Annotated in this window: 7 protein-coding genes; 2 read left to right on the top strand and 5 right to left on the bottom strand. The window is 71.6% G+C overall.

Translation table 11 applies throughout. The features are described 5' to 3' along the window. The first annotated feature begins 7 nt into the window (after positions 1–7). Together EOE66_RS05550 and EOE66_RS05545 are read left to right on the top strand one after the other, a co-directional pair. Complete coding sequence (locus tag EOE66_RS05550) at positions 8–1,120, top strand: UDP-galactopyranose/dTDP-fucopyranose mutase family protein (RefSeq protein ID WP_310733093.1); 1,113 nt, start codon at positions 8–10, stop codon at positions 1,118–1,120. Positions 1,121–1,220: 100 nt separating this feature from the next. Then, positions 1,221–2,051, top strand: coding sequence for an ABC transporter substrate-binding protein (locus tag EOE66_RS05545; RefSeq protein WP_128227688.1), 831 nt, complete (start codon positions 1,221–1,223; stop codon positions 2,049–2,051). 104 nt (positions 2,052–2,155) lie between these two features. On the opposite strand, the gene EOE66_RS05540 is transcribed toward EOE66_RS05545, so the two are convergent. The 5 genes from EOE66_RS05540 to EOE66_RS05520 all read right to left on the bottom strand — a co-directional run bounded on the left by EOE66_RS05540 (position 2,156) and on the right by EOE66_RS05520 (position 20,795). Beyond that, positions 2,156–15,094, bottom strand: a complete 12,939-nt coding sequence (locus tag EOE66_RS05540) for an SPM autocatalytic domain-containing protein (RefSeq protein ID WP_128227687.1) — start codon at positions 15,092–15,094, stop codon at positions 2,156–2,158. Between the two features lie 403 nt (positions 15,095–15,497). Continuing rightward, complete coding sequence (locus EOE66_RS05535; protein WP_128227686.1) at positions 15,498–16,655, bottom strand: BMP family ABC transporter substrate-binding protein; 1,158 nt, start codon at positions 16,653–16,655, stop codon at positions 15,498–15,500. Between the two features lie 45 nt (positions 16,656–16,700). Continuing rightward, positions 16,701–17,621, bottom strand: coding sequence for an ABC transporter permease (locus EOE66_RS05530; protein WP_128227685.1), 921 nt, complete (start codon positions 17,619–17,621; stop codon positions 16,701–16,703). Positions 17,622–18,174: 553 nt separating this feature from the next. Next, on the bottom strand, positions 18,175–19,263 hold the full coding sequence (locus EOE66_RS05525) for an ABC transporter permease (protein ID WP_128227684.1): 1,089 nt from the start codon (positions 19,261–19,263) through the stop codon (positions 18,175–18,177). Continuing rightward, positions 19,257–20,795: an ABC transporter ATP-binding protein gene (locus EOE66_RS05520; RefSeq protein WP_128227683.1), complete on the bottom strand. Its 1,539-nt coding sequence runs from the start codon at positions 20,793–20,795 to the stop codon at positions 19,257–19,259. Before EOE66_RS05520 ends, EOE66_RS05525 begins: the two co-directional genes overlap by 7 nt. Positions 20,796–20,838 lie beyond the last annotated feature (43 nt).

The raw sequence follows: 20,838 nt of genomic DNA, 5'->3' as shown, positions 1-20,838 counted from the left end.
AACCGCCGTGGCGAAGACCCTGAACATCGGCATGGCCGGCGCCGGCCTTTCGTGCGCGGTGATCGCGCGCGAGCTGGCCGAGGCCGGCCACCGCATCACCGTGCTGGAAAAGCGCCTGCACGTGGCGGGCAACTGCCACACCGAGCGCGACCCGCGCTCGGGCGTGCTGGTGCATGTCTACGGGCCGCACATCTTCCACACCGATGACGAAGAGGTGTGGAACCTGGTCAACCGCTACGTGACCTTCAGGCCCTACGTGAACCGGGTCAAGGCCACCACCGGCGGGCGCGTGTTCTCGCTGCCCATCAACCTGCTGACCATCAACCAGTTCTTCGGCAAGACCTTCAGCCCCTCGGAAGCGCGCGCCTTCATCGAAAGCCGCGCCGACCGTTCGATCACCGAGCCGAAGAGCTTCGAGGAGCAGGCGCTGCGCTTCATCGGCCCCGAGCTCTACGAGGCCTTCTTCAAGGGCTACACGCTCAAGCAGTGGGAAGTCGACCCCAAGCGCCTGCCCGCTTCCATCCTGAAGCGGCTGCCGGTGCGCTTCAACTACGACGACAACTACTTCTTCCACCGCTTCCAGGGCATGCCCGAAGAGGGCTACACGCCCCTGGTGCAGCGGCTGCTGGACCACCCGAACATCACCGTGCACCTCGGTGAAGGCCTGGCCGCCGCCGACGTGGCGCGCTTCGACCACGTCTACTGGTCGGGGCCGCTGGACGGCTACTACGGTTTCGACGAAGGCCGGCTGCCCTACCGCACGCTCGATTTCGAGCGCTTCGAGGGCGAGGGCGACATCCAGGGCTGCGCGGTGATGAACTACACCGACGCCTCGGTGCCCTACACCCGCATCACCGAGCACAAGCACTTCGCGCCCTGGGAGAGCCACGAACGCTCGGTGTGCTACCGCGAGTTCAGCCGCCACTGCGGGCCCGAGGACATTCCGTACTACCCGGTGCACCTGACCGAGGGCGACGCGCTGCTGCAGCGCTACCAGGCGCGTGCCCGCAACGAGCGCGGGGTCACCTTCGTCGGCCGCCTGGGCACCTACCGTTACATGGACATGGACGTGACCATCCGCGCCGCGCTGGACGTGGCACGCGCGGCGCTGGCGGGTTGAGGCGGCGGCCGCCTATGCGCGGCTGAACATATCGCGCAGCACGCGGGTGCTGGGAAGAATCGCGGGCTGGTTCCATCACGCCCGCGTCGGGCCTCTTGCCATGCGCACCCGCAGAAGTCTCTGGTCCCTGATCGCCGGCACGGCCGTGCTGGCCTTGTCTGGCGCCGTCGGCGTCGCCCAGGCGCAGGACAAGTTCATCGTCGTGGCCAGCACCACGTCCACCGAGCAGTCGGGCCTCTTCGGCCACCTGCTGCCCCTGTACAAGCAGGCCAGCGGCGTGAGCGTGCGCGTGGTGGCCCTGGGCACCGGCCAGGCGCTGGACAGCGCGCGGCGTGGCGACGCCGATGTCGTCTTCGTGCACGACCAGGCGGCCGAAGAGAAGTTCGTGGCCGAAGGCTTCGGCTTGAAGCGCCTGCCGGTCATGTACAACGACTTCGTGCTCATCGGCCCCAAGGCCGACCCTGCCGGCACGCGCGGCCTGGACATCGCTGCAGCGCTCAAGAAGCTCGCCGCCACGCCGCAGCCCTTCGTCTCGCGCGGCGACAAGAGCGGCACCCACGCCGCCGAGTTGCGCTACTGGAAGGGCGCCGGCATCGATGTGGCCGCCACCAGGCCCGCCGGCTACCGCGAATGCGGCTGCGGCATGGGCCCTGCGCTGAACATGGCCTCGTCCATGAACGGCTACGTGCTGGCCGACCGCGGCACCTGGCTGAACTTCAGGAATCGCGGCGAACTGGCGGTGCTGGTGCAAGGCGACCCGCGCCTCTTCAACCAATACGGCGTGATGGTGGTCAACCCCGCCCGGCATCCGCACGTGAAGACCGAACTCGCGCAAGGCTTCGTGGACTGGCTGGTTTCGCCGGCCGGCCAGGCGACCATCGCCGGCTACAAGATCGGCGGCGAGCAGCTCTTCTTCCCGAACGCCCGGTGACAACGGCCTCGTGAAAGCACCGCAGCGCCGGGCCCTGCACGGGCACCGGCGCTGCGGTGGCTGAAGCCGGCGGTGTGCCCCGCGAAGGGCACGCCGCTTCAGCCTCAGATCAGCGGCACCTGGCTGCGCAGCAGCTCGTCGTCGAGCGCGCCGCGGTTCATCACCAGGCCACCGACGCCACCCGCCGTGGCTGCGGCCGGGGTGTGGCCCGCGTCGCTGCCCAGCAGCTCGGCGGCAGGGCCGCTGAGCAGTTCGGCCGCCGTCGGCGTGGCCGCTTCCTTGGCGAACCACACGTCCACCATCGCCGCCTGCGTGCCGTCGGTCTTGGTGTAGTTGCCCACCAGGCCCATCAGGTTGCCGGCGTTGAGGTCGCTGGTCTTGGTGTAGTCGAGGTTCAGCTCGGCCACGCCCATCTCCAGCAGGCCCTTCAGTTCGCCGGCGTCGGTGACACCGTCGCTGTCGGCGTCCACCCACAGCTTCAGTTCGCCGAAGGCATCGTCGGCGGCGCTGAGCTTGCCGTCGCCGTTGCTGTCCAGCGCGGCCATGGCGCGGTAGCCGTCACCCGCACGCTGCCCGTTGGCCAGCTGCGTGGCGCCGCCGAAGAGCTCGGTGCCGTCGTTGATGACACCGTCGCCGTTGAGGTCGCGCACCAGCAGGCCGTCCTGCGCGCTGGCCCAGCCCACCTTCGAGGCCGTGCCCGTGCCGGTGAGGTCGAAGTTCACGCCTTCGGCGGCCGAGAGGGTCTGCACGCCGTCGCCGTTGAGGTCCAGCACGATCGGGGTCACCGCCTGCAGCGCGAAGAACTGCGCCGTGCTCATGGCCCCGAAGTCCTCGCCCTCGAAGGCGTTGTACTGCGTCATGGTCATGGCGCCGAGGTCCTGCGTCTCGAAGGCCACCACCTGCGTGGTGGTCAGCGCGACGATCTGCTCCTCGGTCAGGGCGCGGGCCTGGGCCGTGGTCAGGGCCACGATGTCCTGGGTCTCCAGGCCTGCGATCTGCGCGGTGCTCAGGGCCACGATCTGCGCCGTGGTCAGCGCCGCGAACTGCTGCGTGCTGAAGGCGGCGATCTCGGCGGTGTCGAAGGTTTCCAGCTGTTCCAGGGTCAGCGCCGCCACCTGCGTGGTGGTGAGCTGGCCGAGCTGTGCGTTGGTCAGCGCTTCGATCTGTGCCGTGGTCAGCGCCGCGATCTGCGCCGTCGTGAAGGCCTGCAGGTCGGCGTTCTCCATCTGCACCAGGTCAGCCGTCTCGATCGCCACCACCTGCTGGGTGCTCAGCGCGGCCACCTGTGCGGTGGTCAGGCCGGCCACCTGGGCGGTGGTCAGGGCTTCGATGGCCGCCGTGCCCAGGCCGCGGATCTGGGCCGTGGTCATGGCCGCGATGTCGGCCACGGCCAGCGTGGAGATCTGCGCCGTGCTCAGGCTGTTGACCTGGGCCGTGCTCATGGCCGCGATCTGCGCCGAGCTGAAGTTCGACAGGTCCGCGCCGGTCAGCGCCGTCAGTTGCGTGACGGTGAGTGCGGCCACCTGGGCGGTGGTCAGCGCAGCCAGCTGGCTGCCGGTCAGCGCGTCGATCTGCGCCGTGCCGAAGGCGGCCACCTGGGTGGCGCTCATCGCGGCCAGGTCGGCGTTCTCCAGCACCGCGACGTCGGCCGTCTCCAGCGCAAACACCTGGGCGGTGGTCAGCGCCGCGGCCTGCGCCGTGGTCAGGGCCTGGATCGAGGCCGTGCTCAGCGCCGCCATGGCCGCCGTGCCCAGCGAGCGGATCTGCGCCGTGCTCAGCACCGCCAGGTCGGCCGTCTCGAAGCCGGCCGCCTGGGCCGAGCTGATGGCGCCGATCTGTGCGGCGGTCATCGCCACGAACTGCGCGGTGGTGAACTGCGCCAGGTCGCCGGCACTGATGCCGCCGATCTGCCCGACGCTCAGCCCGGCCACCTGGCGGGTGGTCATGGCGGCGAACTGGCCGGCCGTCATGGCGCCGAGCTGGTCGACGTTGAAGGCGGCCACCTGGGTGACGCTCATCGCGGCCAGGTCGGCGGTTTCCAGGGCGGTGATGTTGGCCGTGGCCAGGGCACGCACCTGCTGCGTGCTCAGTGCCATCACCTGGGCGCTGCTCAGTGCGGTGAGCCCGGCGCCCGACAGGGCGTTGATGCCGGCCGTGCTGAAGCCGCGGATCTGCGAGCTGCTCAGCGCCGCCAGGTCCTCCGTCTGCAGGTTGCTCACCTGCGCGGTGCTCAGCTGGCCGAGCTGCGCCGTGGTCAGGGCCTGGAACTGCGTGGAGCTCAGCGCGTTCAGCGTGGCGGTGCCTATCGAGGCGATCTGCGCCGAGCCGATGGCTGCCAACTGGGCCGTGCCCATGTTGGTGAGCTGCGAGTCGCTCAGCGCGGCCACCTGGCCGGCCGTCAGCGCCCGCACCTGGGCCGTGCCCAGCGCGGCGATGTCCTCGGTCTGCATCACCGCCAGGTCAGAGGTCTGGATGGCCGTGATCTGGTTGGTGCGCAGTGCCGCCACCTGGGCCGTGCCCAGGGCCTGCAGCTGGCCGGCCGACAGCGCGACGATGTCTTCCGTGTCGAGCGCACGCACCTGGTCGGTGGTGAGCGCGGCGAGGTCGACGGTGTCGAGCGCGGCCACCTGGGCGGTGCCCAGCGCAGCGATCTGGGCCGTGGTCAGCACCTGGAACTGGGCCGTGCTCAGGGTGTTGAGCTTGGAAGAATCCAGGCCCGCCACCTGCGCCGTGGTGAGGTAGCTCAGCTGGCTGTCGGTCAGCGTGGTGAGCTGGTCGGTCGTCAGCGCGGCCACCTGGGCGGTGCTCAGGCCGGCGATCTGGCTCTGGCTCAGCTGGGTCAGGTCAGCGGTCTCCAGCAGCGCAAAGTTGGCGTTGCTGATGGCGCGCAGCTGGGCCGTGGTGAGGCCCGGGATCTGGTTCGTGGCCAGGGCCTGCAGCTGGGCCGAGCTCAGCGCTGCAATGCCGGCGGTGCTGATGCCGCGCAGTTGCAGGTCGCTCAGCGAAGCCAGGTCCTCGGTCTGCATCGCCTGCACCTGGGCCGTGGTCAGGCCGCCAAGCTGCGCCGCGCTGAGCGCTGCGAACTCGGACGTGCCCAGCGACTGCAGGCGGGTGGGGTCGATGGCGGCCAGCTGGGCCGTGCCCATGCTGCCCAGCAGCGTGTCGGTGAGGTTGGACAGCTGCGCCGTCGTGAGGGCTGCCACCTGGGTGGTGGACAGCGCGGCGAACTGCGTCGGGCTCAGCGCGTTCAGGTCTTCCGTGGCCATGGCCACCAGGGTGGCGGTGGGGATGGCACGCAGCTGTGCGGCCGTCAGCACCGCGGCCTGCGCCGTGCTCAGGGCCTCGAACTGGGCCTGGGTCAGCGCGCCGATGGCGGCCGTGTTCAGGGCCTCGATCTGGGCCGTGCCCATCTGGGCGATGTCCACCGTGTCCAGGCCCACGATCTGCGTCGCGCTCAGGCTGGCCACTTGCGTGGCGCTCAGGGCCGGCACCTGGGTGGAGGTGAGCGCGGCGATGTCGGCCGAGCTCAGGGCGCGCAGCTGGCCGGTGCTCAGGAAGCCCAGGCGGGTGTTGTCCAGGGCCGCGAGCTGGGCGGTGGTGAGGTCGGCGATCTGCACCGTGGTCAGGGCGGCCACCTGGGCGCTGCCCATGGCGTTGAGGTCTTCGGTCGCGATGGCCTGCACCTGCGCCGCCGTCAGGGCGCGCAGCTGCGCCGAGGTCAGCGCGGCCACCTGTTCGGTGCTCATGCCGTTGATCACGGCGGTGCTCAGCGCGGCCACCGCGGCCGTGCCGATGGCGGCCACCTGCGTGGCCGAGAGGAAGCCCACGTCGGTGCTGTCCAGCGCACCGGCCTGGCTGGCCGTCAGTGCCGGCAGCTGGGTGGTGGTGATGGCCTGCAGCTGGGTGCTGGTCATGGCGCTCAGGTCACCGGCCTCGATGGCGGCGAACTGCGCCGTGCTCAGGGCCTGCACCTGTTCGGTCAGCAGCGCGGCGGCGCCGGCTGCGGTCAGCGCGGCGATCGCCGCGGTGCCCAGGGCCTGCACCTGCGTGGTCGTCAGCGCGATCACGTCGGCCGTTTCCAGGTTGGCCACCTGGTCTTCGGTCAGGCGGGCGATCTGCGCCGTGCTCAGCGCCTGGATCTGCGTGCTGTTGAAGGCGGCCAGCACGGCCGGCTCCAGGGCGGCGATCTGCGTCGAGGTCAGCAGCGGCACTTGCGCGGCGGTGAGGCCGGCCACGGCCGCCGTGGTCAGCGCGGCGATGGCCGCGGTGTTCAGCGAGGCGATGGTCGTGGTGCCGAAGGCGGCGAGGTCGGCCGAGGTCAGCAGCGCGGCCTGTGCGTCGGTGAGGGCGCCCACCTGGGCCGCCGTCATGCCGGTGAGCTGGCCGGCCGTCAGGGCCGCCACGTCGTCGGCTTCCAGCTGCGTGATCTGCAGCGTGCTGAGCGCCGCGATCTGCGCGGTGCCCATGGCAGCGATGCCGCCGGTGGTCAGCGCGGCCAGCTGTTCGGCGCTGAGCGCACGCAGCTGGGCCGAGCCCAGGGCGGCGAGGTCGGCCGTCTCCAGGTTGGCGATCTGGTCCACCGTCAGCGCCGAGATCTGGCGCGTGGTGAGGGCCTGGAACTGCGCCGTGCCCAGCGAGTTCAGGCCGGTCACGCTCAGCTCGGAGATCTGCGTCGTGGTCAGCGCGGCGGCCTGACCCGTGGTCAGCGCGTTGATCTGTGCCGTGCTCAGCGCGGCCAGCTGCTCACCGCGCAGCGCGGCGATCTGGACCGTGCCGAGCAGGGCCACGTCGGCGGTGTCCATCGAGGCCAGAGCGGCAGCGTCCAGCGCGGCGATCTGGGCCGTGGTCAGCACCGGCACCTGGGCAGAGGTCAGGGCCTTGATGCCGTCGCCCGTCAGCGAGGCGATGACTTCCGGCGTGATGGCCCGCAGTTGGGCGCTGGTCAGCACCGAGAGGTCGACCGTGTCCATCGCGGACAGCTGGTCGGCGCTCAGGCTGGCCATCTGGGCGGTGGTCAGGGCCTGGAACTGGGCCGTGCCCATGCCGGTGAAGTCGGCGATGTCCAGCGCGGCGAGCTGGTTGGTCGTCAGCGCGGCCACCTGGGCGGTGGTGAGCGCAGCCACCTGCACCGCCGTCAGCGCGGTGACCTGGCTGTCGGTCAGCGAGCGCAGCTGCGTGCTGCCCAGCGCCCGCAGGTCAACCGTCTGCAGGCTGCTCACCTGGTCTTCGGTCAGGGCCGTGAGCTGGTTGGCCGTGAGCGCGGCGAACTGGGCGGTGGTCAGGGTGTTCAGCGTGTCGGTGCTCAGCGTGGCCAGCAGGCCGGCGTCGATGGTGGACACCTGGCTGGTGCTCAGCGCCGCGAGCTGGGCGCTGCTCAGCAGCGTCAGGCCTTCGGCGCCCAGGGCGTTGATCTGGGCGCTGCCCAGCTTGACGAGGTCGACGGTCTCCAGCGCGCTCAGGTTGCCCGAGGCGAGCGAGGCGACCTGGCCCACGCTCAGCGCGGCGGCCTGGGCCGTGGTCAGCGCGGTCACGGCGGCGGCCGAGAGTGCGCCCACGGTGTCAGGCGTCAGCGCCCGCACCTGGGTCACGCTCAGCGCGGCCACGTCGGCGGCTTCCAGCGCGGCAGCCTGCTCGGTGCTCAGCACCGCGAGCTGGGCGGTGGTGAGCGCGGCGTACTGCGCCGTCGTCATGGTGGCCAGGTTGCTGGCTTCCAGGCCGGCGATCTGCGTGGTGGTCAGCGCGGCCACCTGGCGCGAGGTGAGCGCACCGAGCTGCGTGCTGCTGAACTGGTTCAGCTGCTCGGCGGCGAAGGCGCCCACCTGTTCGGTGGTCATCGCGGCCAGGTCGACGGTCTGCAGCGCGGTCAGCACGTTGGCGCCGAGGCCCAGCACCTGGGCGGTGCCCAGCGCGGCCACCTGGGCCGTGGTGAGGGCCTGCACCGAGGCGCTGCCCAGGCCCGCCAGGGCCTCGGTGCTGAAGGCGCGCACCTGGGCCGTGGTCAGCGAGGCCAGCACTTCGGTGCTCAGCGCGCCGGCCTGTTCGGCCGTCATCGCGGCGATCTGGGCGGTGCTCAGCGAGAAGTACTGCGCGCTGCCCAGGGCCGCCTGGTCGGCGGCGTCGAGCGCGGCGAACTGGGCCGTCGTCAGCGCGGCCAGCTGGGCCGTGCTCAGCGAACCCACCTGGGTGCTGGACAGGGCCTCGATCTGCGCCGTGCTCAGCAGCTGGATCTGGGCGGTGCTGAGCGCACGCAGGTCGGCCGTTTCCAGCGCCGCCACCTGGCCGCCGGTGAGGGCGGCGATCTGTGCGTCGCTCAGGGCCTTGACCTGCGCCGTGGTCAGCGAAGGAATGGCGGCTTCGCTGATGGCAGCCAGCGCGGCGGTGCTCATCGCACGCAGCTGCGCGGTGCCCAGCACGGCCAGGTCGGCGGCCTGCAGGCCGGCGGCCTGGTCGGCGGTCATGGCGGCGATCTGCGCCGTGGTCATGGCCGCGTACTGCGCGGTGCCCATGGCGGCCAGGTCGGCCACCTCGATGGCGGCGAACTGTGCGGCCGTCAGCGCCGCCACCTGGCGGGTGCCCAGGCCGGCGAGCTGGGCGCTGCTCATGGCTTCCACCTGCGTGGAGCTCAGCGTGGCGAGCACCGGGGCGCCGATGGCAGCCAGGTCGACGGTTTCCAGCGCGGCGATCTGCTCGATGTTCAGCGTGCCCAGCTGGCTGCTCGTGAGCGCGCCGGCCTGCAGCGTGCCCATGCCGGCCAGTGCGGCGGTGGACAGCGCGCCGACGGCGGCGTCGCTCAGCGCCCGCACCTGCAGGGCGGTGAGTGCTGCGAAGTCGGCCGCTTCCATCGCCGCGGCCTGGGCCGTGGTGAGGGCGGCCAGCTGTGCCGTGGTCAAGGCGCGGAACTGCGCCGTGCCCATGGCGGCGAAGTCGTTGGCGTCGAGCGAAGCAAGTTGCAGCGTCGACAGCGAGGCCACCTGGCGCGTGGTGAGCGCGGCCACCTGGGCGCTGCTCAGCGCGTCGAGCTGGGCCGTGTTCAGCACTGCGAGCTGGGCCGTGTTCAGGGCGGCCAGGTCGGCGGTCTGCATGGCAGCCAGCTGCTCCAGCGTCATCGCCTGCACCTGCGAGGTCTGCAGCGCGGCGGCCTGCGCGGTGGTCAGCGCGGCGATGCCGTCGGCCGTCAGCGCGGCGAAGGCGGCGGTGGTCAGCGCGCGGATCTGCGCCGTGCTCAGCGCTGCGATGTCCACCGTCTCCAGCACCGGAGCCTGGGTCGAGGTGATGGCGGCAATCTCGGCGGTGCCCAGCGACTGGAACTGGGTGGAGCTCAACGCCGCCAGGTTCTCGGGCGTCATGCCCGCGATCTGGGCCGGCGTCCAGCCGTTGACCTGGCCGCTGCTGATGGCACCCAGCTGCGCCGAGGTGAACGCGGCGAACTGCGCCGAGCTCAGCGCGCCGAGCTGCGCCGTGGTGAGGGCTGCGACGTCGGCGGTTTCCATGCCGGCGATCTGCTCGGCCGTCAGCGCGGCCACCTGGGCCGTGCCCAGCGAGGCCACCTGGGCCGTGCTGAGGCCCTGGATGGCGGCCACCGAGAGCTGGGCCACGCGGTTGGCGCCCAGGGCGGCCAGTTGCGTGGTGGTCAGCGCGGTGACATCGGCGGCCTGCAGCTCAGCGGCCTGGGCCGTGGTGATGGCGGCGATCTGCGCCGTGCCCATGGCACGGAACTGCTCGGTCGTCATCGCGGCCAGGTCGGTCGGCGTGAGGCTGGCCACCTGGCCTGCCGTGAGCGCGGCCACCTGGGCCGTGGTCAGCGCGGCGATCTGGTCGGCGTCGAACACGTCGAGCTGCGCCGTGCTCAGGGCCTTGACGGCCGCGGTGTTCAGCAGCACCAGGTTGGCGGTGGTCAGGCTGCCCAACGAATCGGTGTCGATGGCGGCGGCCTGGTCGGAGGTCATGGCCTGGGCCTGGGCGGTGCTCAGCGCGGCGATGTGCACGCCTTCCAGCGCGGCCACGGCGGCGGTGCCCAGCGCGGCGAAGCGCGCGGCGCCCAGCGCGGTGACGTCGGCGGCGTCCATGCCCGCGGCCTGGGCCGCGGTGATGGCGGCCACCTGGGCCGTGCCCATGGCGGCGAAATGCTCGGTGCCCAGGGCAGACAGGTTGCCGGCGTCGATGTCGGCGATCTGCTCGGTGGTGAGCGCGGCCACCTGCGTGGTGGTCAGCGTGGCCAGCGAGGTGGCGCCCAGCGCATCGAGCTGCGCTTCACTCAGCGCACGCACCTGGGCCGTGCCGAGGGCACGCAGGTTGGCGCTGCTCATCAGGGCCAGGTCGCCGGTCTCCAGCACCGCCACCTGGGCGGTGGTGAGGGCCGCGGCCTGCGCCGTGGTCAGGCCCGAGATGCCGTCGGCCGACAGTGCAGCCACGTTCGTCGGGCTCAGCGCGGCGATCTGCAGCGTGGACATGGCGGCCACGTCGGCAGCCTCCATCGCGGCCACCTGGGCCGGCGTCAACGCAGCCACCTGCGCGGTGGTGAGCGCACCGATCTGCGTGGGCGTCAGCGAGGCGATGTCGTCGGCGCTCAGCAGCCCGAGCTGGGCCACGGTGAGGGCGCGCACCTGGGCCGTGCCGAGCGCGGCCAGCTGGTCGGCCGTCAGCGCGTTGATCTGCGTGTCGGCCAGTGCGGCCACCTGGGCGGTGCCCAGGGCGGCGAGGTCGGCCGTCTCCAGCTGGGCCAGCACGGCCGGCTCGATGGCGCGGACCTGGGCGGTGCTCAGCGCGGCGGCCTGCTCGGTGGTCAGCGAGAGCATCGTCTCGCCGGTGACGGCGGCGATCTGCGTGGGGCTCAGCGCGCGGATCTGCGTGGGCGTCAGCGCCGCGAAGTCGGCGGCTTCCAGCTGGCCCATCTGCTCGGCCGTGATGGCCGCCACCTGCGCGGTGGTGAGCTTGGCGAACTGGGCTGCGCTCAGCGCGTTGAGCTGGTCGGGCGACATGCCGGCAATCTGCGCCGTGCTCAGGCCGCTGACCTGCGCCGTGCTCAGCGCGGCCAGCTGGTCGGCCGACAGCGCGGCGAGCTGGGCGCTGCTCAGCGCCAGCACCTGGTCGCCGTCCAGCGCCGAGAGGGCCAGCGTGGTGACGCCGGCGAGGTCGTCGGCATCGATGGCGCGCAGCTGGGCGCTGCTCAGCGCGGCAGCCTGCGAAGAGGTGAGGGCGGCGATCTGCCCGCCGTCCAGCGCGGCGATGTTGGCCGTGCTCAGCGCGGCATAGCGGTCGGAGGCCAGCGCGGCCAGGTCGGCAGCTTCCAGCGCCACGGCCTGCGCGGTGGTGAGGGCGGCGATCTGCGCGGAGGTGAAGCCGGCGTACTGGGCGCTGGTCAGCGAGGCCAGGTCACCGGCCTCCATGGCCGCCACCTGCGCGGTGGTCAGCTGCGAGATCTGCAGCGTGCTCAGGCCGGCCAGCTGCTCGGGCGACAGCGCCTCGAGCTGGGCCGAGGAGAGCGTGCGCAGCTGGCTGCTGGAGAGCTGGCCGATCTGCGCGCTGCTGAAGGCGGTGAAGTCGTCGGCGTCGAGCGCACGCAGCTGGGTGGTCGTCAGCGCGGCCATCTGGGCGGTGCCCAGGTCCTTGCCGAGCGCGGCCACCTGGTCGGCGTTCAGCGCGGCGAGGGCGGCGGTGCTGAAGGCACGCACCTGGTTGGAGCTCAGCACGGCCAGGTCGGCCGTCTGCATCGCCACGGCCTGGTCGGTGGTGAACGAAGCGATCTGCGTCGTGGCCATGGCCGCGAAGGCCGCGGTGCCCAGGCCCGCGAGTTCATCGGCGGCAATGGCGCGCAGCTGTGCGGTGGTGAGGGCGGCGATGCGGGTCGGATCCAGCGCAGCCAGTTGCGCGCCGCTCAGTGCTTCGATCTGCGTCGTGGTCAGCGAGGCCACCTGGGCCGTGCCGAGGGCGGCAAGCTTGGCAGTGGGCAGCGCGGCGAGGTCTTCGGCGTCGATGGCACGCACCTGTTGCGTGCTCAGCGCCGCGACCTGTTCGGTCTTCAGCGCGCCCAGCGTCTCGGCGCTCATCGCGGTGATGGCGCTGCTGCTCAGGCCGCGGATGGCCGCGCTGCTGATGGCGGCGAGGTCTTCGGTCTGCAGCGAGGCGGCCTGCTCGGTGCTCAGGCGGGCGATCTGGCCCGAGCTCATCACCGAGAACTGCAGCGTGCTCAGCGCATTCAGGCGCTCCGGCGTCAGGCTGGCGATCTGTGCGCTGCTCAGGCCCGGGATCTGGGTGGAGGTGAGCGCGGCCAGCTCGGCGGTGTCGAAGGTGTCGATCTGCTCGGTGGTCATCGCACCGATCTGTGCCGACGTGAAGGCGGTCAGCTTGGCGGTGGTGAGCACCGCGAGGTCTTCGGTCTCCAGCGCACGCACCTGGGCCGTGGACATGCCGGCCAGCTGGGCGGTGCTCAGGCCGGCCACCTGGGCGGTGGTCAGCGCGGCGATGCCGGCGGCGCTGAGGCCGCCGATCTGCGTGGGCGACAGGCCCGAGAGGTCGATCGTGCTGCCGGCGTTGTCGGCGAACAGCGCGCCGAGCTGGGCCGAGCTCAGCGCGGCGAGCTGTGCCGAGCCGAAGTAGGTGGCTTGCTGCGTGCTCAGCGCGGCCAGCATGGCGGTGCTCAGGCCGCGCATCTGCGAAGCCGTGAGCGCGGCGAGGTCGGCGCTTTCGAAGGCCGCGAAGTCGGCGGTGCCCATGGCCGTGAAGTGGCCGACGGTCAGGCCCTGCACCTGCGCGGTGGTCAGCGAGTTGAGCTGGTCCGTGCCCATGGCGGCCACGGCCTGCGTGCTCAGCGCGCCGATCTGGCGCGAGTCGAGCGCGCCCAGGTCGGCGCCCGAGAGGTTGGTGACCTGCGTGGTGGTCAGCGCCCCCAGCTGCGAAGGCGTGAGCGCGGCGAACTGTGCCGTGCTCAGCAGGCCGATGTTGTTGCCCAGCGCGACGATGTGCTCACGCGTCAGGCCGGCCACCTGGGTGGAGCCCAGTTGGGCGAAGTCGGCCGTCAGGCCCGCCACCTGTGCGGTGGTCAGTGCGGCCACCTGCGCGGCGCTCAGCGCGGCGAGGTCGCCGTTGAGTTCGTTGACGTTGGCACCCAGCGCGGTGACCTGGCCGGCGCTCAGCGCGGCCACCTGGGCCGAGGTGAGGGCGCCGACTTCGGTGCCGTCCAGCGAGCCGATGACGGCCGTGCTCAGCGCGCGGATCTGCGGCACGCCCAGCGCGGCGATGGCGGCCGTGCCCAGCTGGGCGAACTGCGCCGTGGTGATGCCGGCCATGGGCCCGGCCGACAGGGTGACGATGTCGTCAGACGCCAGCGCCGTGCCCAGCGCGGCGATGGCTGCGCTGCTCAGGCCGTTGATCTGCGTGCTGGTCAGCACGCCGATGTCGGTGGTCAGGCCCACGGCCTGGGCACTGCTCAGCGTGGCCAGCTGGGCGCTGGTCAGCGCGGCCAGGCGCTCGGTGGCCAGGGCGTCCAGGTCGTCGGCGCTCAGGCCGTCCATCTGCACGCCGTTGAGCGCGCGAACCTGGGCGGTGGTCAGGGCGTTGAGCTGCGCGGTGGTGAAGGCGCCGAGCTGCGTGCTGGTGAGCGCGCTGATGCGAGAGGTGCCCAGACCGACGATGTCGTCAGTGGACAGACCGGCCAGTGCGGCAGTGTTGATGGCGCCCAGCTGGGCCAGCGACAGGGCGTTCAGCTGGTCGGAGCTGAGCACGTTGATGTCGGCGCTTTCCAGGCCCGAGATGGCGCCGGTGCTCAGCAGGCGCAGCGAGGCCGTCGACATCGCGGCGATCTCGGCCGTGGTCAGCGAGGTGCCGTAGGCGGCACCCAGCGAGGCCACCTGCGTGGTCGTCAGTGCAGCGAGCTGGGCTTCGGTGATGGTGTCCAGGCGCGCCAGTTGCGCGGTGGTCATGGCGGCCACTTGCGCGGGCGTCAGCGACTCGATCTGGGCCGTGGTCAGCGCGTCGATGGCGGCGGTGCCGAGGGCGCGGATCTGCGCCGTGCCCAGCACGGCCAGGTCGGCGGTCTCCAGGGCCGCGGCCTGCGGGCCGCTGAAGCCGGCCAGCTGCGCCGTGGTCATCGCAGCGAGGTCGGCGGTCTCCAGCGCGTCGATGGATGCGGTGGCGATGGCGCGGATCTGCGCCGAGCTGAGGGCGGCGATCTGCGAGGTGCGCAGCGCAGCGATGGCGTCGTCGCCCAGGCCCGGGATGGCGGCCGTGCTCAGCGCCTGGATCTGCGCGCTGCTCAGGGCGGCGATGTCGTCGGTGCCCAAAGCGGCCAGCTGCGCGCTGGTGAGCTGGCGGATCTGCGTGGTGCCCAGGCCCGCGATCTGCTGCGTGCTCAGCGCCGAGATCTGCTGGGTGGTGAGGGCGCCGAACTGCGCGCTGGAGAGCGCGGAAAGACCGGTGGTGCCCAGCGCGGCGATGTCACCGCTGCTGATGGCCTGGATGTCTGCCGTGCCCAGCGCCCGCAGCTGGGTGGAGGTCAGCGAGGCGATCTGCGCCGAGGTCATGGCGGTGAAGTCGGCCTCCGACATCGCCACCAGCTGGGCGCTGCTCAGGGCGCGCACTGCGCCGGTGGACAGCGAGCCGATCTGCGCGGTGTCCAGAGCCACGACGCCCGCGGTCCCCAACGCGGCGATCTGGCTGGCCGTCAACGCCGAGACGGCGTTGGTGGAGATGGCGGCGATGTCCACCGTCTGCATCGACGCGATCTGGCCGGTCGTCAGCGCCGCCACCTGCTGCGAGGCCAGGGCGTTGATCTGCTGCGTGGTGAAGGCCTGCACCTGCGTGGTGGACAGGGCCTGCACCTGCGTGGCCGTGAACTGCGTCACATCAGGCGCGTCGATCGCGGCGATCTGCGCTGCCGTGAACACCCGCAGCCCGGCCACCGCGATGGCCGGCATCTGCGCGGTGGTCAGCGCGGCCACCTGTGCCGTGCTGAAGGCCGCCCAGTCTTCGGTCGTCAGGGCCGCGATCTGCTCCGTCGTCATGACGGCGATCTGCGCGGGAGTGAAGTTCGGGATGTTCGAGGCCATGGAGCTGTCCTTTGGGGTACCGGGGGGCTACGACGGCGGGCTTCGGGTTCGGCCCGACCGCCTTCCGGGTCATGTCCTCGGGGTATCGGTGTCCATGGACCGCGACTTGAGGGGGAAGCGGCGGGCTTTTCAGCCGCTTTTTCACGCTGCGCACCTGGCAGGCCCGTGCTGGGGCCGCGCCGGGGCCTTGCGCCCCGGGGGAAGCGCCGCGCCAGGCCGGCGCAGCGAAACAGCAGCAGTGAAGCGGCGGGACGGTGACCCGCTCGCCTGTTGCATTTCGGCAGCTCCAAACGGAACTTGAGGGCCGCCGCACAAAAAAAGTCCGGCCCTGCGCACGCGGTGCGGCAGGGCCGGTTTCGGGGCCGGGGCGGCGCCCCGGGCCGGTGCGCTCAGCGCGGCGGCATCACTTGCCGGCGGGCACCTTGCCCTCCACGCCCTTGATATAGAAGTTCACGCCGCCGAGGAACTTGTCGTCGGCCACGGCGCCGGCGGCCAGCACTTCCTTGCCGTCCTGGCCGATGATCGGGCCCTTCCAGATCTGGAAGCTGCCGTCCTTCAGGCCGGCCTTGACCTTGGCGACCTGCTCCTGCGTCTCGGCCGGCACCATGGCGTTGATGCTCACGATGTCGATGGCGCCTTCCTTCACGCCCCACCACACGCCGCCGGTGGACCAGGTGCCTTCCAGCGCCTCCTTGGTCGCCTTGATGTAGTACGGCGCCCAGTTGATGATGGCGCTGGCCAGGTGGGCCTCGGGCGCGTAGGCCGTCATGTCGCTGTCCCAGCCGAAGGCCAGCTTCTTGTTCTTGGCGGCGGTCTGCAGCACCGCCGAGCTGTCGGTGTTCTGGAACAGCACGTCGGCACCCTGGTTGATCAGGCTCTGCGCGGCTTCGGTTTCCTTGGGCGGGTTGAACCACTCGTTGACCCAGACCACCTTGGTCTTGATCTTCGGGTTCACGCTCTGTGCGCCCAGGGTGAAGCTGTTGATGTTGCGGATGACCTCGGGGATGGGGATGCTGCCCACCACGCCCACCACGCCGGCTTTGCTCATCTTGCCGGCGATGATGCCGGCCATGTAGGCGCCCTCGTAGGTGCGGCTGTCGTAGGTGCGCATGTTGGCCGCCGTCTTGTAGCCGGTGGCGTGCTCGAACTTGATGGCCGGGTGGTCGGCCGCGACCTTGAGCATGGGCTCCATGTAGCCGAAGGTGGTGCCGAAGATCAGCTGAGCGCCCTGGCTGGCCATGTCGCGGAACACGCGCTCGGCGTCGGCGCTTTCGGGCACCTGTTCGACGAAGCTGGTGACGACGCGGTTGCCGAACTCCTTCTCGATGGCCTTGCGGCCGTTGTCGTGCGCGAAGGTCCAGCCACCGTCGCCCACGGGGCCGACGTAGGCGAAGGCGATCTTCAGCGGCGCAGGTGCGGCAGCCGAAGCGGCGGCCGAGGCCGGGGCCGCGGCCGCGGGGGCTTCTGCCTTCTTGCCGCAGCCGGCCAGCAGCGTGGCCGCGGCGGCCAGCGTGGCCCCTGCAGCGGTGCGCAGCAGCGTGCGCCGGGTGGTGGGGATCATGGGCTCTCTCCTGGTGGTGGTCGAAACAAGACAGTCGGCCGGCCTTCAGCCGCCCGGGAAAAACGGTTTGCCCAGCGCCGCGGGCATGTTGGCGCGCACCCAGCCCGCGTTGCGCGAGATGAGCACCAGCACCACGATGGTGGCGATGTAGGGCAGCATGCTCAGCAGCTGGCTGGCCACTTCCACGCCCTGGCCCTGCAGGTGGAACTGCAGCATCGTCACGCCGCCGAAGACATAGGCCCCCAGCAGCACCCGGCCGGGCCGCCAGGTGGCGAAGGTGGTCAGGGCCAGGGCGATCCAGCCCTTGCCCGCGACCATGCCTTCCACCCACAGCGGCGTGTAGATCACGCTCAGGTAGGCCCCGGCCAGTCCGCACAGCGCGCCGCCGGCCAGCACCGCCAGGAAGCGGATGCGCCGCACGGGGTAACCCAGCGCGTGCGCCGATTCGGGCGACTCGCCCACCGCGCGCAGCACCAGCCCGGCACGGCTGCGGTAGAGAAACCAGCCCAGCGCGAAGGCCAGCAGCAGCGCGACGTAGACCATCGGGTGCTGGCGGAAGAGGGCCGGGCCGAGGAAGGGGATGTCGGCCAGCACCGGCACCTGGAAGTTCAGGCGGGGGCCCAGTTGCGCCTGCACGAAGCCCACACCCACGAAGGCCGAGAAGCCGCCGCCGAAGAGGCTGAGCGCCAGGCCCGTGGCCACCTGGTTGGTGTTCAAGCCGATGGCCAGGGCGCCAAACAGTGCGGCCATGCCGGCACCGGCCAGAGCGCCGGCGCCGAAGGCCAGGATGTCGCTGCCGGTGGCCACGCCGGTGGCGAAGCCGGCGATGGCGGCCACGAGCATCATGCCTTCTGCACCCAGGTTGACGACACCGGCGCGTTCGTTGATGAGCAGGCCCAGGCCGGCGAGGGCGAGCACCGTGCCGGCGTTGAAGGTGGCGGCGATGAGGAGGGCTAGGGCGTCCATGGGCTCTTGTTCTGGATGCGGCTGCGCCTCGCGTCGCGGCGGGCGGTGCCCGCTGTGGGCGCAGGCTGGGGCGGTCGGCGCACAGCGCCCACTCCGCTGCGGTGCTCGGGCCCAGGGCGTGCCGCATAACTCGCTGCGTTCGCTGCGCTCACTCCGCTCAAACAGGATGCGGCAGAAATGATGTTGATGCGCGCTGCGCGCGCCGCCCTGGGCCCTGCGCTCCTCGCCGCCCCAGACAGCGCCCACAGCGGGCACCGCCCGCCGCTCTGGCGACGAGGCGGCGTTCGTGGGCGCGCTGCCGTGCTGCTGCAAAGGGTGGGGCGGGCTGGCTGCCGCGGGCGTGGGAAGCGCCGAGGAGCGCAGGGCCCGGGGCGGCGCGCGCAGCGCGCATCCACCTCTGACTGGCCGCAGCCTGTTTGAACGCAGCGAACGCAGTGAGCGAAGTGAGTTCTGCGGCCCGCCCCGGGGCCGAGCACCGCAGGGCAGTCGGCCGCAGGCCGACCGCTTCCGTCGACCGCGGCAGCCAGCCCGCCCCGCCCTTTGCTGCGAGGTCTCATGATCGCGCTCCCCGAGCCACCCACCGCACCCGGTAGGCAATCAAGGTGTCGCAAGCCAGCAGCGTGAACAGCAGCAGCCCCTGGAACACGCCCGTCAGCGATTTCGGCAGCCCCAAGCGAGACTGCGCCAGTTCGCCCCCGATGTAGAACATGCTCATCAGCACACCCGCGAACACGATGCCCACCGGGTGCAGCCGGCCCACGTAGGCCACGATGATGGCGGCGAAGCCGTAGCCGGCTGGCAGTTGCGGTGTCAGCTGGCCCAGCGGCCCGGCAGCTTCCAGCCCACCGGCCAGCCCGGCCAGGCCGCCGCTGAGCAGCAGCGCCGTCCACAGCGCGCTGCGCGACGAAAAACCCGCGTAACGCGCCGCCGCTGGCGCCAGCCCGCCCACCTGCAGGGCAAAGCCGCGGTAGCTGCGGAAGAGGAACACCCACACCAGCACCACCGCCACCAGCGCCACCAGCAGCCCGGCATGCATGCGCCAGGGCGGCGCCAGCCGCGGCACGCGCGCCTCGGCCGCGAAGGTGGCGGTCTGCGGGAAGTTGTAGCCGGCCGGGTCTTTCCACGGGCCATAGACCAGGTAGCTGAGCAGCAGGCCGGCCACGTAGACCAGCATCAGGCTCACCAGAATCTCGTTGGCATTGAAGCGGTCGCGCAGCAGCGCCACGATGGCCGCCCAGGCCATGCCCCCGGCCACGCCGGCCAGCAGCACCGGCACCACCCACCAGGGGCCGAAACCCAGGCCCCCACTGCCGCTGGCACCGGCCTGCAACGCCACCCAGCCCGCACACAGCGCGCCCACGATGTACTGCCCCTCGGCGCCGATGTTCCACACCTGGCTGCGGAAACACACCGCCAGCCCCAGTGCGATCAGCACCAGCGGCGTGGCCTTCACGCTCAGCTCCGACAGCGCGTAGCCACTGGAGAGTGGCAGCACGAAAAACACCTCCAGCCCGCGCAGCGGGTCGCGGCCCAGCAGCGCAAACAGGCCCGTGCCCACCAGCACTGTCAGCGCCAGGGCCAGCAGCGGGCTGGCCAGCGACATCCACTGCGAAGGCTGCGCACGCGGCTCCAGCTTCAGCATGCGGCGGCCTCCGCGCCGGCCGGGGTTTCGTCCCACAGCCCGCTCATCCAGACCCCGATCTGCGCCACGCTGGCCTGCGCCACCGGCACCGCGGGCGAGAGCCGCCCCTGCGCCATCACGCACAGCCGGTCGGCCAGCTGGAACAGTTCGTCGAGCTCTTCGCTCACCACCAGCAGCGCGCAGCCCGCCTCGCGCAAAGCCAGCAACTCGCCGCGGATCTGCGCCGCCGCGCCCACGTCCACGCCCCAGGTGGGCTGACTCACGATCAGCAGCTTCGGTTTTGCATCGATCTCGCGCCCCACGATGAACTTCTGCAGGTTGCCGCCCGACAGGCTCTTGGCCGCAGCACCCGCGCCGCCGGTGCGCACGCCGAAGCGCGCGATCAGGCTTTCGGCCAGGCGCTGCGCCTGCCCGTTGCGCAGCCAACCCCCGCGGCCCACGGCCTCGGTGCGCGTGAGCAGGGTGTTCTGCGCCAGGCTCAGCGTGGGCACGGCGCCGCGGCCCAGGCGTTCTTCGGGCACGAAGTGCAGGCCCAAGGCGCGGCGCTGGCGCGGGCCGGCGCGTGCGATGTCGGTGCTGCCCAGCGTGATGCTGCCCGGCGCCGCACGCGGGTCTTCGCCCGAGAGCGCGGCCATCAGCTCTTGCTGCCCGTTGCCCGAGACGCCCGCGATGCCCAGCACCTCACCGGCGCGCAGTTGCAGCGTCACGCCTTGCAGGTCGGTGCCGAAGGGGTCTTGCCGCGGCAGGCAGAGCTGCTGCACACGCAGCACCGTCTCGCCCTGCGTGGCGGCGCGCGGCTGCAGCGCCGGCGGCTCGGCGCCGATCATCAGGCGCGAGAGGCTGGCGTTGCTCTCTTCGCGCGGGTCCACCACGCCCGTGACCCGGCCGCCGCGCAGCACGGTGCAGCGCTGGCAGAGCGCGCGGATCTCGTCGAGCTTGTGGCTGATGTACAGGATGCTGCAGCCCTGTTCCGCCAGCCGCCGCAGCGTGACGAAGAGCTGCTCCACCGCCTGCGGCGTGAGCACCGAGGTCGGCTCGTCCAGGATCAGCAGCTGCGGCTTCGTCATCAGCGCGCGCACGATCTCCACGCGCTGGCGCTCGCCCACGCTCAACGTGTGCACCGGGCGTTGCGGCTCCACCGCGAGGCCGTAGCTGGCGGCGAGCTCGGTGATGCGCTGGGTCACCTCGGGCAGCTTCGGGCCGCGGTCCAGACCCAGCCAGACGTTTTCGGCCACGGTCAGCGTGTCGAACAGGCTGAAGTGCTGGTAGACCATGCTGATGCCCAGCGCGCGCGCCTGCGCAGGGCTCTGCAGCGCCACGCGCTGGCCGTTGAAGTGCATCTGGCCGGCGTCGGGCTGCACCGCGCCGTAGATGATCTTCATCAGCGTGCTCTTGCCCGCACCGTTTTCGCCCAGCACGGCGTGGATCTCACCCGGGGCCACGGTGAGGTGCACGCCGTCGTTGGCGCGCACGGCGGGGTACTGCTTGCTGATGCCGGCGAGTTCGAGGCGGGGGGTGGCCACGCTGTTCATGAGGCAGGCATTGTCACCATGGCGCCGGCCCGCCCCGCGCAGG

Source organism: Rubrivivax rivuli (assembly GCF_004016505.1).
Lineage (GTDB): Bacteria > Pseudomonadota > Gammaproteobacteria > Burkholderiales > Burkholderiaceae_C > Rubrivivax > Rubrivivax rivuli.
This window is presented reverse-complemented; position numbering and strand designations above follow the sequence as displayed.